The following is a 14,080-nucleotide window of genomic DNA, read 5'->3' as shown; positions in this document are numbered from 1 at the left end:
CCCTGCTCACGCCGACGGCGCGGGAGGCGCCGTCGGCGTGGGCTCGGTGCGCCTGCCGCCCGCGGGCACCGCGGCGAAGACCGCGAAGGCCACGCCCACCAGCCCGAAGACGATCGCCAGATAGCCCTTGACCTGCGTCTTCGACTGGCGGACCGCGATCTCCCGCTCCCAGAGCGCCGCGTTCTTGTCCGTCTGCGCCATGTGTTCGAAGTAGCACTTCTGGAAGGGCTGGTCGGGCTGGGTCTTCTTCCACCCGGTCTGGCAGTCGGCGTCCTTGAAGGGACTGAGCGAGCCGCTGGTCCCGACCACCGTCTCGTCGGAGACCTGCGAGGCCGCGTCCATCGCGACCGCGCCGAAGATCACCGCCGTGATCATGCTGAGCACCGCCAGCACGATCCAGAGAACGGCTCCGGCGTTGCGTCCTTGAGATGACATGCCCATGAGGCTAGTCATCCCCGGAAGCCGCCGTCAGCCGCCCTCGGCCCGCCCTCCGAGGGGCGTCGGACCGGGCGCGGACTGCCGCGCGCGGTCGCCGCCGACCAGCAGCGCGTGGACGCGACGCCACGCGTCGGATGCCGTGGTCGGATCGGCGTGCAGGAAGCCGTGCCCAGTACCGGGGTAGACGACCATCTCGTAGCGTATTCCGGCCTTGAGGAGTGCGTCTTCGATCTCGCGCCGCTGTGCAGGCGGTACGACGTGATCCTCCTCGCCGACGAGGAAAAGGACACGCCCGGTGATCTTCGGAGTCAGCGACAGCGTCGGCTCGGGCCGGCTGATCGGGATGTCGGTGCTCGGGAGCCAACCACCGTAGAAGACGGCGACTGCGGCAAGGTCGAACTCGGTGGCCGCGAGGTAGGCGATGTGACCGCCCAGGCTCAGCCCGACCATGCTGACGTGTACGCTCCCGCCCGCGTGAAGGTGGTCGATGCAAGCGCCCACGTCGCTGAGAACCGTGGTGCGCGTCATCAGCCCCAGCAGTTCGAAGCCACGTTCCCGGCCCACGGGGTCGCGGGGCAGTTCGCTGCCGGGGGCGGTGCGGTGGTGGAAATCCGGCGCGAGAGCCACGAACCCGAGCCGGGCAAGCTGGTCGCAGACATCGCGGACACCGGCATCGACGCCGAAGAGTTCCATGCCCACCAGGACACCCGGGAACGGGCCGGAAGCCGTTGGCCGGGCGACGTAGGCCCTCATCGGCGGCCCGTCGCCCACCGGGATACCAACGTGTTCCGTTCGGATGGCGTACGACCCGGCCCTACGGGGGTTCGTGTTCATGACGTTCATGACGCCAACGTAGCCACGGCCTAGAGTGGTATCCACAGGGTGTTTTTCCTAGTAATGGAAGTACCAGGATGCCTCAGTCCACGGCCCGGTCCAAGGAGCTGGGCGAGCTGCTCCGCTCTCGCCGCGAGCGGCTCCAGCCCGCCGAAGTCGGTCTGCTCACGGGGCCTCGACGCCGGGTCCGAGGTCTGCGCCGGGAAGAGGTGGCCCAGCTGGCGGCCATTTCCCCGACGTACTACACCTACTTGGAGCAGGGCCGCGAAATGCGTCCCTCCCGTCAGGTGCTCGACTCCCTTTCGGTGGCCCTGCAGCTCGACGCCGCCGAGCGCAGCCACATCCACGACCTCGTCCACGGCGCCCCGCCCGCCGAAGAGCCCGCCGTTGCTGAGAGCCTCGCGCCTGCCGTCGTCGCGCTCGTCGACCGGCTCGACCCGTGCCCGGCCTACGTCACCGGTCGGTGCTGGGATGTCCTGGCCTCCAACCGGGCCGCCCGCGCCTTGTGGACCGACTGGCCGGCCAAGGCGCCGGATGCCCGCAACCTGCTCCGGTGGATGTTCACCGACCCCGGCGCCCGCCAGGTGATGGTCGACTGGCCGGCCGAAGCATCCGCACTGCTCGGCCGATTCCGCTCCGCCGCGGCACGTCACCCGGGCGACACCGGCTTCAGCACACTGCTCGAACGTCTGCACACGGCCAGCCCCGAGGTACGAGAGTGGTGGCCCCAGCACAGAGTCGTCCCCCTGAGCTCCGGCACCAAGCGGCTACGTCATCCGGCCCTCGGGGTACTGGAGTTGGAGCACGTCGTGCTCCAACTCGCCGACGACCCCGAGCAGAAACTCGTCACCTTCAACGCCACCAACCAGGACCAAGCACGGATCGCCCAGCTGATACGGAAGAGCCCCACGGACGCCGGTCGCACGTCCGCTCCGCCACCGGCGCGCGAATGATGTGTCGATTCCCCGCAGATCTTCTACGGTGCACGGCGGGCCCCTGAGTACGCCATCAACCTCCAGGAACTTCCTGGCCATGTGCGTGTTCGGGCCTCACTTGCCGACACCTGCGGAGGGAGGCGTCCAGGGCGGCCATGAGCTGCGCGGCGCGGCTCCTGCCGCCGGGGGCGGGCGGATAGCGCCGCAGGACGTCGATCAGGACCGGCGTGGCCCGCTCGCGGGCCCTCTCGACCGCCCGGTCCCCGGCCCCGGGATCGTCGCCCGCGCAGAGCTCCGCGACGCGCGCCGCGTTCGCGGCGGCGCGCAGGATGTGGCCCACCTGGTGGGCCTTGGCGATGGGGTGCAGATAGGCGGCGGCCGCGGCATCGCCCGCCGCCTGCGCGGCAAGCCGAGCGGCTTCGGTGACAGCGTCCTCCGCCGCGCGGTGCGCGTCCATCGCGGTGACACGCTGAAGCCTGGTCCGGGGCGCGCCGCCGATGAACTCCCACGCCGCGTCGATGGCAGCGCGCGGCCGGGTGTCACCGGGATGGGCATCCTCGAAGACCGCCAGAACACCTTGCGCCGCTTCGGTCGCGTACCGCGCCACGACGCGCAACTCGCCCACCGACAGCTCGAAGTCCCCGCTCATGCTGGTCATTCGAGCGATCGTCGCACATACGCCATGTTCGGCCGTACGGCTCCGAGGGGCCACCCTGTCCGCCGGGGGCGGGGCATCGAGTGGGACGCGCCCTTGGAGCGCATCAAGCCGGTGCCCGGGGCCGACAAGGCTTAGCTGCTCCCCCGGGCGATGGCGTCGCGCACGACGTCCTCCCACCCCAGGTCGGCGGCCACCCGCACCGCATCCTTGGTCACCACCGTGTCGCGGACGATGCGGCGCACGGGGTGGCCGCCGACCCCGGCCTGAACGATCAGCGACTTGAGCTTGGCGTCATGCCCCGGTGCGAACTTGCTCTGCGTCGTCGCGACGCAACCGGTGGCCTTGAGCTGCCACACCTTGTCGCCGCTGGGGTCCTCGTGCATCAGCACTTCGAACGAGTAACTGCCGCACACACAGGCGGTGTTGGGGTTCTGTGTAGTCATGGCGAGGATCATAAGTGCGGAATACGTGGCTCTGTGACCGATCACCCGGAACAGCCGGATCGAGTCCGCCGCAGGGCTCAACCCGGAAGCGCCCCGCAGCCCCCGATCCTCGGGAGGAAGCCGAGCAGCGGGATCTTGTCCGGGGCGACGCCCTCGGGTGAGTAGAGGCACCCGCCAGGAGAAGACCGAAGAGGCTCGGAGGGCTTCGTCGCCCAGTTCCAACGGGTGGAACGGACCAAAGGTCTCAGAAGCCGCTGTCCACCGATCTTGGTGAGCTTGTCCGTCTTTGATGATGTCAGCTTGCGCTGAGTGGCTCGGCCTCCTCAGCGTCGAGCTGGTAGTCGGCCCAGACGTAGCTTTCGGGAAGCAGATCTGAGATGGAGGCGGTCCGGAGCCGGTCGGCGGCCCCGACGATGACTTGCAGGGCCGGGAAGTAGTCGAGAGGGATCTGACGGCACCGTCCGCACGGGGGAACGACCCCTCTGTCGCGGTCGCCCACGGAGACGATGGTGTCCAACTCATAGGCACCTTGGGCGGCTGCCGTGCCGAGGAGAACCAGCTCGGCGCAGGGGCCGCAGACGTTCACTGCGGTGACGATCCGGCCGTCCTGTGCGCGGGCTGCGGCAGCCATGGTGTGGCTCTGGGAGGCACCTGCGCTGCGACCCGTCGCCCGAATGACAGCCCCGACCTGCGGAGCACCGACTCCCTCGTCTACGGCCCTACACCCGGCCCCAGCCTCCGCCTCATCACCTGCACCGGCTGGGACTCCGACGAGCGCGAATACCGCGACAACGTCGTCGTCTACGCCACCACCCACACGAAGCACTCGCCCACATAGTGCTACGCAGGCTGCCGGCCAGACTTCACACCCCAGCCGTCTGGGCAGTTGTCGTGACAGTCTCGCTGGCCGCCGTCCTCGCATACGTGGTGTCGCGGATGGTCGCACTGCCAGAGATCGCCGACGACATCGGCAACTGGACCGAACCTCTCGGACTGCCTCATTCGCCGGTCTCGCCGTCGATGAGCTCGCGTGCGATGTCGACGTGACCGACGTGGCGGGCGTACTCCTGGAGGAGATGGAAGAGGATCCGGCTGAGCGTGGGTGCTTGGTCGGGTGTCTTGAAGCGGCCACCGAGACGTGCCTTGTCGCTCAAGCCGGCCGTCGCCAACAGAGAGTTCGAGGCGGCTACTTCTGCCTGGTAGTCGGCGATGACCTGCGCAGTGGGGGTGCCGGCGGCAACCGTCCACTCCGCGGCGTCTCCGCCGGGTGGATGGGCGACGACATCCACAGCACCGAACCCCCATCGCAGCCAACGTCGTTCGACCCAGCCAAGGTGCTGGACCAGGCCCAGCGGCGACCAGCCCATGGGGTCAACAGGCGCGCGAAGCACGTCGTCGGGGAGTCCGGCGAGCTTTCGCATCAGGGCCTTGCGGTACCAGTCCAGATAGCCGAGGAGAAGTCCGCGGGTATCGGAGACGCCCACGGCCGGTCCGTCGAGGAGCGCGGGCTCCTCCTGCGAAGGCTGCTGCATCCAGCGAACATAGCGCCAAGTCGGGCGGCGACTGCATCGAGGTCGCCGCCGGTGCGGGCGCCGTGCACGTCCGGGACTCCAAGGCCGCGACCGGCCCCGTTCCCCGCGTCTCGCGCGACGCCTGGACCGGGCTCGTCGGGCTCGCCACGGCGGAGTAGTGCAGGCGTCGTTTGAACGCGCGGAGGCTCTGCCGGTCCGAGGAGGACCGGCAGAGCCTCCTTCTTCGAAAGATCCTGTGGTGCGGCCGGTCACCGGAAAGCACTTCTCGTTCGCCGTGAACCGTGCGCCGGAACTCCTCTTTTGCGCACCGCCGCTGACAATAATTCAGATCCCTCGGGCGAGTAGTGAAGACTTCCTTCGTTCACTGTTTCCAAGTACCTTCTGCGTCACGGGAAGAGAAAGCCTCTCCACTCGACAGAAGGGCCGACTCCAAGCATGCAGCGCAAACTTCAGCGAATCGCCACCGGCACCACCGCAATATTCGCCCTGGCGGCCGGAAGCCTGGCACTCGCGAGTCCCAGCACGGCGGCCTCGCCCGCTTCGGGAACCGCCACCGTCACGGCGGCCGTGGCCGCGGCCGGGTACAACAACCTGGGGCTCACCTCGACCCAGGCCCGCGGTGTCCAGTGCTTCCTGAACACGTCGATCTACACCAACATCGCCGAGGACGGGCACCTGGGCCCGGCCAGCTGGAAGGCGATGCAGTCGTTCCTCAACCGGAACTGGGGTCAGAAGCTCGTCGTCGACGGCTCCCCCGGACCTGCGACGATCAAGGGCCTCCAGTACTTCCTGAAGCACGGGAACTGGGGATACACCGGCGCCCTTGACGGCATTGCCGGGCCCGGTACCAAGGCAGCTTTCGCCAGGTTCGGGAACGCGACCTACAAGCAGTTCTGCTGAGCGAAATACGCAGCCCTCCGGCTCGAATTCGACACGCGAAACAAATGGCGTGCCGATTCGGGCCGGAGGGCTGAATTCTCGGCTCCCGAGGATGAATTCTAGGTCCCTCGGGGGCTCGCGGCTTTTCCGTTCGTGCGGGAAAGTTTGCCAGTCGTGCACCGGCGCCCCGGTCGTTGCGCCTCGCCTGTGTGTCCCGCACACTCAAGGCGAATGGTCCTTGTCGAGGGGGGCACGTGGAGCGAGGAATCAGGTTGGTGCCGGAGCCGGCGGGGTGCACCGGATGAGCCCGGCGCTGGACACCACGTACATACGGCCGCAGGACCGCGAGGAAGTCATCCGGGACGCGGTCTGGGACTCCGTCGTGGTCGTCGACATCGACCACCGGCCGCCGGACGGCGAGATCTCCGCACGGATGGACGTGGGCACCGTCGGCCCGCTCCGAGTCTGCTCCGCGCGGTCCACGGCCGTCCGGCTGCGCCGTACCGAGCGGCTGGTGCGGAAGGACGAGGAGCCGTCGCTCTTCCTCAGCCTTCAGGTGACGGGCACCAGCATGGGCGCGCAGTACGGGCGCGAATGCGTCGTGGGGCCCGGGGAGTTCGCCGTGTTCCGGTCCAACGCCCCGTACACGCTGCTGTTCGACGAGGGCGTCGACCACCACTTCCTGCGGCTGCCGCTGGCGGCCCTCGCGCTGCCCGACCGGCTGCTGCGGGACGCCACCACGGTGACGTTCGGCGCCGACGACCCGCTCGCGCGGCTGGCGTACACGTACTTCTCGCAGCTCGCGGTGAGCGGCGAGCTGCACCGTGGCGATGCCGCCGAGGCCGTCGCCGCGCCCAGCATCGAGCTGCTGCGCGCCGTCCTCGCCTCCCGGCACGGAGACGCGCAACGGGCGAAGGGGCCGCTGGAGGCCACGCTCGGCCTGCGGATCAGGCGCTACATCCGGGAGCACCTGGCCGACCCCGAGCTGTCGGCGGCCCGGATCGCGGCAGCGCACGGCATCTCCGTACGCCATCTGTACGCGGTGCTGTCGCGGGCCGGGATCAGCCTCGGGGACTGGATCCGGGCGCAGCGGCTCGATGCGTGCCGGCGGGAGCTGGCCGGGCCCGCCGGGCGGTCGCGGACCGTGGCGGCGATCGGGCGGAGCTGGGGGTTCGTGAACGCGACCCACTTCAGCCGGGTGTTCAAGGAGGCGTACGGGCTGTCGCCCCGGGCCTGGCGGGATCAGCGGCACGACTGGTGCTCCAGTCCGTGACGTCCAGACACTTGCCCGAACCGGCGCTGACCAGGCTGCCGTTGGCGCCCGTCGTCCAGGGCTGGGCGCCGGAGCCGTTGCAGTCGTAGAGCCGCACCTTCGTACCGTTGGCCGTGCCGGCTGCCGCGACGTCGAGGCACTTGCCGAGGGCGCGGAAGGTGTTGCCGGTGCGGGTCCACTGCTGGGCCGAGGTGCGGATAGTCCCCATGCGCGTCCGACACGGCACCGGCGTGCCCGCCCCACCCATCCGGGTGGCCCCGTCCCGCTGGAAGGCGCAACGCCTCGTGTCGCGCGCGCGGAGTGAGGGCCCGGGCTGCCCAGGATGCCGCCATGAAACCCATGCCCAAGCGCCTAGCCGCGTTGCGCTCACGCGCGCGCACCACGGGTGCGGCCTGCGCCGTCCTGGCGACCGTCGTCCCCGTCTTCACCCTCGGCGTCGGAGCCACGCCCGCCGCCGCCGCGACCCTGCCCGGCGGGCTCGGGCCGTGTGTGCCGGGTGACTGCCCCGACCCGTTCCCCGGGGTCAACAACGGACCGATCGCCGGCCGGGACGACGCGATCAACATCTTCGTGGGCGACGACTTCCTCGTCCGGGGGCGTGCGGCGGAGGCCGAGGGCCGAGTGGTCGTGCTCGACGACTTCGACCAGAACAAGGACCCGATTACGGGCGGGCTGTACAACCTCGGGATCGTCGGGGTGGGGTCGCGCGTAGCGCCACCCGTCGACTCGGACTTCCTGACCGCCGGCGGGGACGTGACCATCGCCGCCGGGCAGACCCTGGACACGACGGGCGCCCTCGTCGACGAGCTGGGCACCGTGCGCTACGCGGGCACGCAGACCGGGACCGTCACCGGGAGGACCATCCAGGACGACGACGCGACGGTCCCGTACGTGGGCCTGCGCGACGAGCTCACGGCGGCCAGCCAGTGCTACGCGCGGCCGGACGGAACGCCCCGGACGCCCACCGGGACCGCGGTCAACGAGGGCTACCGGACGCTGTTCACCGGCGACGGGACGTCGCAGCTCCAGGTGTTCAACGTCGACTTCGACATGGTCAACCCGAACTCCCCCAACGGAAGCCAGTCCATCGAGTTCGCGGGCATCCCCGACGACGCGACGATCCTGGTCAACGTGATCGGGGAGAACCGTGTCATCAACACCACCAGCGGAGGCGACACGCTGGGCCAGTACCGCGAGCGGCTGCTGTGGAACCTGCCGGACGCCACCACGGCGGCCTTCACCGGGTCCGGGCAGTTCCAGGGCAGCGTCCTGGTGGGCGAGCAGGCGTCCATGACCACCGTGAGCCTGCCCGGTATGAACGGCAGGTTCTTCACCACCGGCTCGCTCACCCACACCAGCGAGAACGCCGGGGTCGAGTTCCACGCCTACCCGTTCGACGGCGACCTCCCGGACTGCGACGGTCCGCAGCCGGTGACGGGCGCGGTGAGCGTGCTGAAGACCGACGCCGAGACCGGCGACCCGCTCGCCGGAGCCGACTTCGAGCTGTGGCGCGAGACCAACGACGTCCCCGGCCTCCAGACGGACGGCGCCGCCCCAGACACCCACGTCACCGACTGCACCACCCCCGACAACGGTGTCTGCTCCGAGACCACGACCGTCGGCACCTACTACTGGCTCGAAACCGGGGCCCCCGACGGCTACGAACTACCCGACCCCAACGTCTTCGGACCCCTCACCCTCACCGAGGACAACGCCGACCAAGGCGTCCAGACCGAAGCCCTGAACAGCCAGACACCCGTACCGCCCGTGACCGGCGAGGTCCGCGTACTCAAGACCGACGCCGACACCGGCGACCCGCTCGCCGGGGCCGACTTCGAACTGTGGCGCGAGACCAACGACGTCCCCGGCCTCCAGACGGACGGCGCCGACCCCGACACCCACGTCACCGACTGCACCACCCCCGACAACGGCATCTGCTCGGACACCACGGTTCCGGGCACCTACTACTGGCGCGAGACCGAGGCCCCCGACGGCTACGAACTGCCCGACCCCAACGTCTTCGGCCCCCTCACCCTCACCGACGACAACGCCGACCAAGGCGTCCAGACCGAAGCCCTGAACAGCCAGACACCCGTACCGCCCGTGACTGGTTCGCTCACCCTGGACAAGACGGACGCGAAGAACGGGGAGCCGCTGCCCGGAGCCGTCTTCGAGCTGTGGCGCGAGACCAACGACGTGCCGGGGCTCCAGACCACCGGGGGCAACCCGGACACCCTCGCCGACGCGGGCTGCTCGACCGACGAGGACGGGCAGTGCACGTTCGACGACCTGCCGCTGGGTGAGTACTACCTGCGCGAGATCGCCGTCCCGGAGGGCTACGTCGTCCCGGCGAACCCCGTCTCCGGTCCGTTCGAGGTGACGGAGGAGAACAGCGACGAGGGCGTCACCGTGGAGCTGGCCAACCACCGCGGTGAGCCGTGCAAGGGCAAGGACTGCAAGGACGACTCGCACAAGGCCGTACGCGGCTGACGCGATCACCCTCCCGGCCGCCCACTCGTGGGCGGCCGGGCGGTTGCGCTGATTGGCTCGGCAGTACGTACGTCCCCGTTGATTACCCAGGAGGTCCGGCCGTGTCCCGTCCCCACCGCCTCATCGGTGCCGCAGTCGCCACGGCGGCCATGGCACTGCTGTCCACCGCGGCCCCCTCGGCCGCATCGCCCGGCCGCGACGCCGCGTGCACCGCACCGGCCGGCCCGTACCAGCGGCAGTTGGAGAAGCACCTCGGGCTGACCGTGGACGGCCGTCAGTCAGCGGCCGACTGCCGGGCCATCAGGTCCTTCCAGACCGAGCAGGGCCGCCCGCACCCCGACGGGTTCGCCGACCTCGGCACGTACCGCGCCGTGCTCGTCGTCGAGGCCGCGCCGGACCCGAACGCCGCCGGGGACTGCCCCGTCGAGACCGGCCGGGTGACCTGTGTCGACATGGACCGCCAACTGCTGTGGGTGCAGAAGGGGAAGAAGGTCGTCTTCGGTCCCGCGCCCATCCGTACCGGCCGCGACGCGCAGGAGACGCGGCCCGGCCGGCACACCATCTACTGGCGGGACAGGGACCACGTCTCCGACATCTACGACGACGCCCCCATGCCGTACTCGCAGTTCTTCGACGGCGGGCAGGCGCTCCACGGGCACCCGGGCGACCTCTACGACGGCGGGGGCTCCGCGGGCTGCGTCAACCTCACCGTGGACGACGCGGCGAAGCTGTGGGACCTGCTCGCGCTGGACGACGTCGTGTACGTGTGGGGTGTGAAGCCCGGCACCGCCGGCTGAGGGCCGTCGTCGCTCAGTCCTCGCCCTCCAGGTTTCCTTCCGTTTCCAGGAAGACCTCGCGCAGCGCCTCCAGGACGGCCGGGTCGGGCTTGGCCCACATGCCGCGCGACTCGGCCTCCAGAAGGCGTTCCGCGATGCCGTGCAGGGCCCACGGGTTGGCACGTTCGAGGAAGGCGCGATTGGCCGGGTCCAGGACGTAGGTCTCGGTCAGCTTGTCGTACATCCAGTCCGCGACCACGCCCGTCGTGGCGTCGTACCCGAAGAGGTAGTCGACGGTCGCGGCGAGCTCGAACGCCCCCTTGTAGCCGTGGCGGCGCATCGCCTCGATCCACTTGGGGTTGACGACGCGGGCGCGGAAGACGCGGGAGGTCTCCTCGGTCAGCGTGCGGGTGCGGACCGTTTCGGGGCGGGTCGAGTCCCCGATGTACGCCTCCGGGGCGGTCCCCTTCAGCGCGCGGACCGTGGCGACCATGCCGCCGTGGTACTGGAAGTAGTCGTCGGAGTCCGCGATGTCGTGCTCGCGGGTGTCGGTGTTCTTCGCCGCCACCGCGATGCGCTTGTACGCGGTCTCCATCTCCTCCCGGGCCGGGCAGCCGTCCAGGTCGCGGCCGTAGGCGTAGCCGCCCCAGGTCGTGTACACCTCGGCGAGGTCGGCGTCGGTGCGCCAGTCGCGGGAGTCGATGAGCTGGAGCAGCCCGGCACCGTACGTGCCGGGACGGGAGCCGAAGATACGGGTGGTGGCGCGGCGTTCGTCGCCGTGCGCGGCCAGGTCCGCCTGTGTGTGCGCCCGTACGTGGTTGAGCTCGGCCGGTTCGTCGAGGGATGCGGCCAGCCGGACCGCGTCGTCGAGCAGGCCGATGGTGTGCGGGAACGCGTCGCGGAAGAAGCCGCTGATGCGCAGGGTGACGTCGATGCGGGGGCGGCCGAGCTCGGCTGCGGGGATCGGTTCGAGTCCGGTGACGCGGCGTGAGGCGTCGTCCCAGACCGGGCGGATGCCGAGCAGCGCGAACGCCTCGGCCACGTCGTCGCCGGCGGTGCGCATGGCGCTCGTACCCCAGAGGGAGAGGCCCACGGACACCGGCCAGTCGCCGTTGTCCGTGCGGTAGCGCTCCAGGAGCGAGTCGGCCAGGGCCTGGCCGGTCTCCCAGGCGAGGCGGGAGGGGACGGCCTTGGGGTCCACGGAGTAGAAGTTGCGGCCGGTGGGGAGGACGTTGACCAGGCCGCGGAGGGGGGAGCCGGAGGGGCCTGCGGGGACGAAGCCGCCCTGGAGGGCGTGTACGCAGTGGTCCAGTTCGTCTGTGGTCCTGGCCAGGCGGGGGACGACCTCTTCGGCGGCGAAGTTCAGGATCGCCGCGACGTCTGGGTCCAGGTCGTGGAGCGGTGTGCGGGTCGTCTGCGCGGGGCTCTGCCCCGGACCCCGCTGCTCAATCGCCGCAGGGGCTTGAATTGGCTGCACGATTGGCTCAGGCGCCTGATGTGGCTGCTCGATCGCCGCAGGGGCTTGATTCGGCCGGTCGATCGCCGCAGGGGCTTGAGATACCGGCTTCCAGTTGGCGTCCTCCATTGCCTGGACCAGGGCGCGGGCCTGTTCCTCCACCGTGTCCGCGGCCGTGCGGGTGGCTGCCGACTCGTCCAGGCCCAGGGCTTCGCGGAGGCCCGGGAGGGAGGTCTTGCCGCCCCAGATCTGGCGGGCCCGGAGGATGGCCAGGACCAGGTTGACGCGGGCGGTTCCTGTGGGGGCGCCGCCCAGGACGTGGAGGCCGTCGCGGATCTGGACGTCCTTGATCTCGCAGAGCCAGCCGTCGAGATGCATGATGAAGTCGTCGAAGCCCTCGTCCTCGGGGCGTCCTTCGATCCCCAGGTCGTGGTCGAGCTTCGCGGCCTGGATCAGGGTCCAGATCTGGGCGCGGATCGCCGGCAGCTTGGCCGGGTCCATGGCGGCGATCTGGGCGTGCTCGTCGAGGAGTTGTTCGAGGCGGGCGATGTCCCCGTAGCTGTCGGCGCGGGCCATCGGCGGCACCAGGTGGTCCACGAGCGTGGCGTGCACCCGGCGCTTGGCCTGGGTGCCCTCCCCCGGGTCGTTGACGAGGAACGGGTAGACGAGCGGGAGGTCGCCGAGCGCCGCGTCCGGGCCGCAGGCGGCGGACAGGCCCGCGTTCTTGCCGGGCAGCCACTCCAGGTTGCCGTGCTTGCCGAGGTGGATCATCGCGTCGGCGCCGAAGCCGTTGTCGTCGGCGCGGGCGGCGATCCAGCGGTAGGCGGCCAGGTAGTGGTGCGACGGCGGCAGATCGGGATCGTGGTAGATCGCGATCGGGTTCTCGCCGAAGCCGCGCGGCGGCTGGATGAGGACGAGGAGGTTGCCGCGGCGCAGGGCGGCGAGGACGATGTCGCCCTCCGGGTTGCGCGAGCGGTCCACGAACATCTCGCCGGGCGGCGGGCCCCAGTGCTGCTCGACGGCCTCGCGGAGTTCGGCGGGCAGGGTGGCGTACCAGCGGCGGTAGTCGGCGGCGGGGATACGGACCGGGTTGCGGGCGAGCTGTTCCTCGGTGAGCCACTCCTGGTCGTGGCCGCCCGCCTCGATGAGGGCGTAGATCAGCTCGTCGCCGTCGCCGGACGCGAGGCCGGGGACCTCCTCGTCGCCGAAGTCGTAGCCCTCCTCGCGCAGCCGGCGCAGCAGCGCGACCGCGCTGGCGGGGGTGTCGAGTCCGACGGCGTTGCCGATACGGGAGTGCTTGGTCGGGTACGCGGACAGGACGAGCGCGAGGCGCTTCTCGGCGTTCGGGATGTGGCGCAGCCGGGCGTGGCGGACGGCGATGCCGGCGACGCGGGCGGCGCGTTCGTCGTCGGCGACGTAGGAGGGCAGGCCGTCCTCGTCGATCTCCTTGAAGGAGAACGGGACGGTGATCAGGCGGCCGTCGAACTCGGGGACGGCGATCTGGCTGGCGGCGTCCAGCGGGGAGACGCCCTCGTCGTTGTCCTGCCAGTCCGTGTGGGAGCTGGTGAGGCAGAGCGCCTGGAGGATCGGGACGTCGAGCGCGGTGAGCGCCCCCGCGTCCCAGGACTCGTCGTCGCCGCCGGCGGACGCCTCGGCGGGCCGGGTGCCGCCCGCCGCGAGGACCGTGGTGACGATCGCGTCGGCGGCGCGCAGGGTTGCGATGAGCTCGGGTTCGGGGGTACGCAGCGAGGCGACGTACAGCGGGAGGGCGCGGGCGCCCTGGGCCTCGACGGCCCGGCACAGCGTCTCGATGAACGCGGTGTTGCCGCTCATGTGGTGGGCGCGGTAGTAGAGCACGGCGACCGTGGGGGCGCCGTCCTCGGTCGCGCCGGGTGTGCGCTCCAGCGGGCCCCAGGAGGGTGCGGCGGCGGGCGGTTCGAAGCCGTGGCCGGTGAGCAGGACGGTGTCGGACAGGAAGCGGGCGAGCTGGTCCAGGTTGGCGGGGCCGCCGTGCGCGAGGTAGGCGTGGGCCTCGGCGGCGATCCCGATGGGGACGGTGGAGGCCGCCATCAGCTGCGCGTCGGGGGCCTGTTCGCCGGTGAGGACGACGACGGGGCGGCCGGTGGCCAGGACCTGGTCGAGGCCGTCCTGCCAGGCGCGCACACCGCCGAGGAGGCGTACGACGACGAGGTCGGTGCCGTCGAGCAGCACGGGCAGGTCCTGGAGCGGGAGCCGGGAGGGGTTCGCGTACCGGTAGCCGACCGGTCCGCCGGAGGCACGGGCGCTGAGCAGGTCGGTGTCGGACGTCGACAGGAGCAGGATCATGCGGCGTCTGGCCTTCCTCGGGGTGTCCACGCCCCGGGCGG

Annotated in this window: 12 protein-coding genes and 3 pseudogenes; 7 read left to right on the top strand and 8 right to left on the bottom strand. The window is 70.6% G+C overall.

Features of this window, described 5'->3' with window-relative positions:
* Positions 1–6: 6 nt before the first annotated feature.
* Complete coding sequence (locus tag OG242_RS26015) at positions 7–435, bottom strand: hypothetical protein (RefSeq protein WP_405900443.1); 429 nt, start codon at positions 433–435, stop codon at positions 7–9.
* A gap of 33 nt (positions 436–468) precedes the next feature.
* A complete protein-coding gene (locus OG242_RS26010; RefSeq protein WP_405901729.1) occupies positions 469–1,272 on the bottom strand; it encodes a dienelactone hydrolase family protein in 804 nt (267 codons plus the stop codon).
* Between the two features lie 77 nt (positions 1,273–1,349).
* Between OG242_RS26010 and OG242_RS26005 the strand changes: the two genes are divergently transcribed.
* Positions 1,350–2,225, top strand: a complete 876-nt coding sequence (locus OG242_RS26005) for a helix-turn-helix transcriptional regulator (protein ID WP_405900442.1) — start codon at positions 1,350–1,352, stop codon at positions 2,223–2,225.
* A gap of 55 nt (positions 2,226–2,280) precedes the next feature.
* Here the strand turns inward: OG242_RS26005 and OG242_RS26000 are convergent, their stop codons facing one another.
* The 3 genes and pseudogenes from OG242_RS26000 to OG242_RS25990 all read right to left on the bottom strand — a co-directional run.
* On the bottom strand, positions 2,281–2,865 hold the full coding sequence (locus OG242_RS26000; RefSeq protein WP_405900441.1) for a putative immunity protein: 585 nt from the start codon (positions 2,863–2,865) through the stop codon (positions 2,281–2,283).
* 131 nt (positions 2,866–2,996) lie between these two features.
* Positions 2,997–3,308 carry a hypothetical protein gene (locus tag OG242_RS25995; RefSeq protein ID WP_405900440.1) on the bottom strand — a complete coding sequence of 104 codons (312 nt, stop codon included), beginning with the start codon at positions 3,306–3,308 and terminating at the stop codon, positions 2,997–2,999.
* A gap of 295 nt (positions 3,309–3,603) precedes the next feature.
* Positions 3,604–3,948: pseudogene (locus OG242_RS25990) on the bottom strand (cytidine deaminase family protein); the annotation flags it as partial.
* On the opposite strand from OG242_RS25990, the gene OG242_RS25985 reads away from it, so the two are divergent.
* A complete protein-coding gene (locus OG242_RS25985; protein ID WP_405901788.1) occupies positions 3,943–4,146 on the top strand; it encodes a hypothetical protein in 204 nt (67 codons plus the stop codon). The pseudogene OG242_RS25990 and the gene OG242_RS25985 sit on opposite strands and share 6 nt — an antisense overlap.
* A gap of 160 nt (positions 4,147–4,306) precedes the next feature.
* Here OG242_RS25985 and OG242_RS25980 read toward each other — a convergent pair whose 3' ends face one another.
* A complete protein-coding gene (locus tag OG242_RS25980) occupies positions 4,307–4,840 on the bottom strand; it encodes a DinB family protein (protein ID WP_405900439.1) in 534 nt (177 codons plus the stop codon).
* Positions 4,841–4,842: 2 nt separating this feature from the next.
* On the opposite strand from OG242_RS25980, the pseudogene OG242_RS25975 reads away from it, so the two are divergent.
* From OG242_RS25975 to OG242_RS25965, 3 genes and pseudogenes are all read left to right on the top strand, one after another.
* Positions 4,843–4,998 (top strand): annotated as a pseudogene (locus OG242_RS25975) (DUF397 domain-containing protein); the annotation flags it as partial.
* 277 nt (positions 4,999–5,275) lie between these two features.
* The gene (locus OG242_RS25970; protein ID WP_405900438.1) at positions 5,276–5,740 is read left to right on the top strand and encodes a peptidoglycan-binding protein; all 465 of its coding nucleotides are present in this window, start codon (positions 5,276–5,278) and stop codon (positions 5,738–5,740) included.
* 280 nt (positions 5,741–6,020) lie between these two features.
* Entirely contained in the window at positions 6,021–6,992 is a 972-nt protein-coding gene (locus tag OG242_RS25965; RefSeq protein ID WP_405900437.1) for a helix-turn-helix domain-containing protein, read from the top strand.
* Here the strand turns inward: OG242_RS25965 and OG242_RS25960 are convergent.
* A pseudogene (locus OG242_RS25960) lies at positions 6,973–7,362 on the bottom strand (ricin-type beta-trefoil lectin domain protein); the annotation flags it as partial. The gene OG242_RS25965 and the pseudogene OG242_RS25960 overlap by 20 nt on opposite strands.
* Between OG242_RS25960 and OG242_RS25955 the strand changes: the two are divergent.
* Both OG242_RS25955 and OG242_RS25950 read left to right on the top strand, forming a co-directional pair.
* A complete protein-coding gene (locus tag OG242_RS25955; RefSeq protein ID WP_405900436.1) occupies positions 7,323–9,482 on the top strand; it encodes a choice-of-anchor A family protein in 2,160 nt (719 codons plus the stop codon). The pseudogene OG242_RS25960 and the gene OG242_RS25955 sit on opposite strands and share 40 nt — an antisense overlap.
* A gap of 101 nt (positions 9,483–9,583) precedes the next feature.
* Positions 9,584–10,279 carry a L,D-transpeptidase gene (locus OG242_RS25950; protein WP_405900435.1) on the top strand — a complete coding sequence of 232 codons (696 nt, stop codon included), beginning with the start codon at positions 9,584–9,586 and terminating at the stop codon, positions 10,277–10,279.
* 13 nt (positions 10,280–10,292) lie between these two features.
* On the opposite strand, the gene cobN is transcribed toward OG242_RS25950, so the two are convergent.
* Positions 10,293–14,039: a cobaltochelatase subunit CobN gene (gene cobN, locus OG242_RS25945; RefSeq protein ID WP_405901728.1), complete on the bottom strand. Its 3,747-nt coding sequence runs from the start codon at positions 14,037–14,039 to the stop codon at positions 10,293–10,295.
* Positions 14,040–14,080: the final 41 nt, after the last annotated feature.

It is taken from the genome of Streptomyces sp. NBC_00727 (genome assembly GCF_045161745.1).
Lineage (GTDB): Bacteria > Actinomycetota > Actinomycetes > Streptomycetales > Streptomycetaceae > Streptomyces.
This window is presented reverse-complemented; position numbering and strand designations above follow the sequence as displayed.

Excerpts from the sequence above, each read along its gene's own strand:
- OG242_RS25955 (WP_405900436.1), top strand. The coding sequence starts at position 7,323 with ATGAAACCCATGCCCAAGCGCCTAGCCGCGTTGCGCTCACGCGCGCGC.
- OG242_RS26000 (WP_405900441.1), bottom strand. The coding sequence starts at position 2,865 with ATGACCAGCATGAGCGGGGACTTCGAGCTGTCGGTGGGCGAGTTGCGC.
- OG242_RS25995 (WP_405900440.1), bottom strand. The coding sequence starts at position 3,308 with ATGACTACACAGAACCCCAACACCGCCTGTGTGTGCGGCAGTTACTCG.
- cobN (WP_405901728.1), bottom strand. The coding sequence starts at position 14,039 with ATGATCCTGCTCCTGTCGACGTCCGACACCGACCTGCTCAGCGCCCGT.
- OG242_RS26015 (WP_405900443.1), bottom strand. The coding sequence starts at position 435 with ATGTCATCTCAAGGACGCAACGCCGGAGCCGTTCTCTGGATCGTGCTG.
- OG242_RS26005 (WP_405900442.1), top strand. The coding sequence starts at position 1,350 with ATGCCTCAGTCCACGGCCCGGTCCAAGGAGCTGGGCGAGCTGCTCCGC.
- OG242_RS25965 (WP_405900437.1), top strand. The coding sequence starts at position 6,021 with ATGAGCCCGGCGCTGGACACCACGTACATACGGCCGCAGGACCGCGAG.
- OG242_RS25980 (WP_405900439.1), bottom strand. The coding sequence starts at position 4,840 with ATGCAGCAGCCTTCGCAGGAGGAGCCCGCGCTCCTCGACGGACCGGCC.
- OG242_RS26010 (WP_405901729.1), bottom strand. The coding sequence starts at position 1,272 with ATGAACACGAACCCCCGTAGGGCCGGGTCGTACGCCATCCGAACGGAA.
- OG242_RS25970 (WP_405900438.1), top strand. The coding sequence starts at position 5,276 with ATGCAGCGCAAACTTCAGCGAATCGCCACCGGCACCACCGCAATATTC.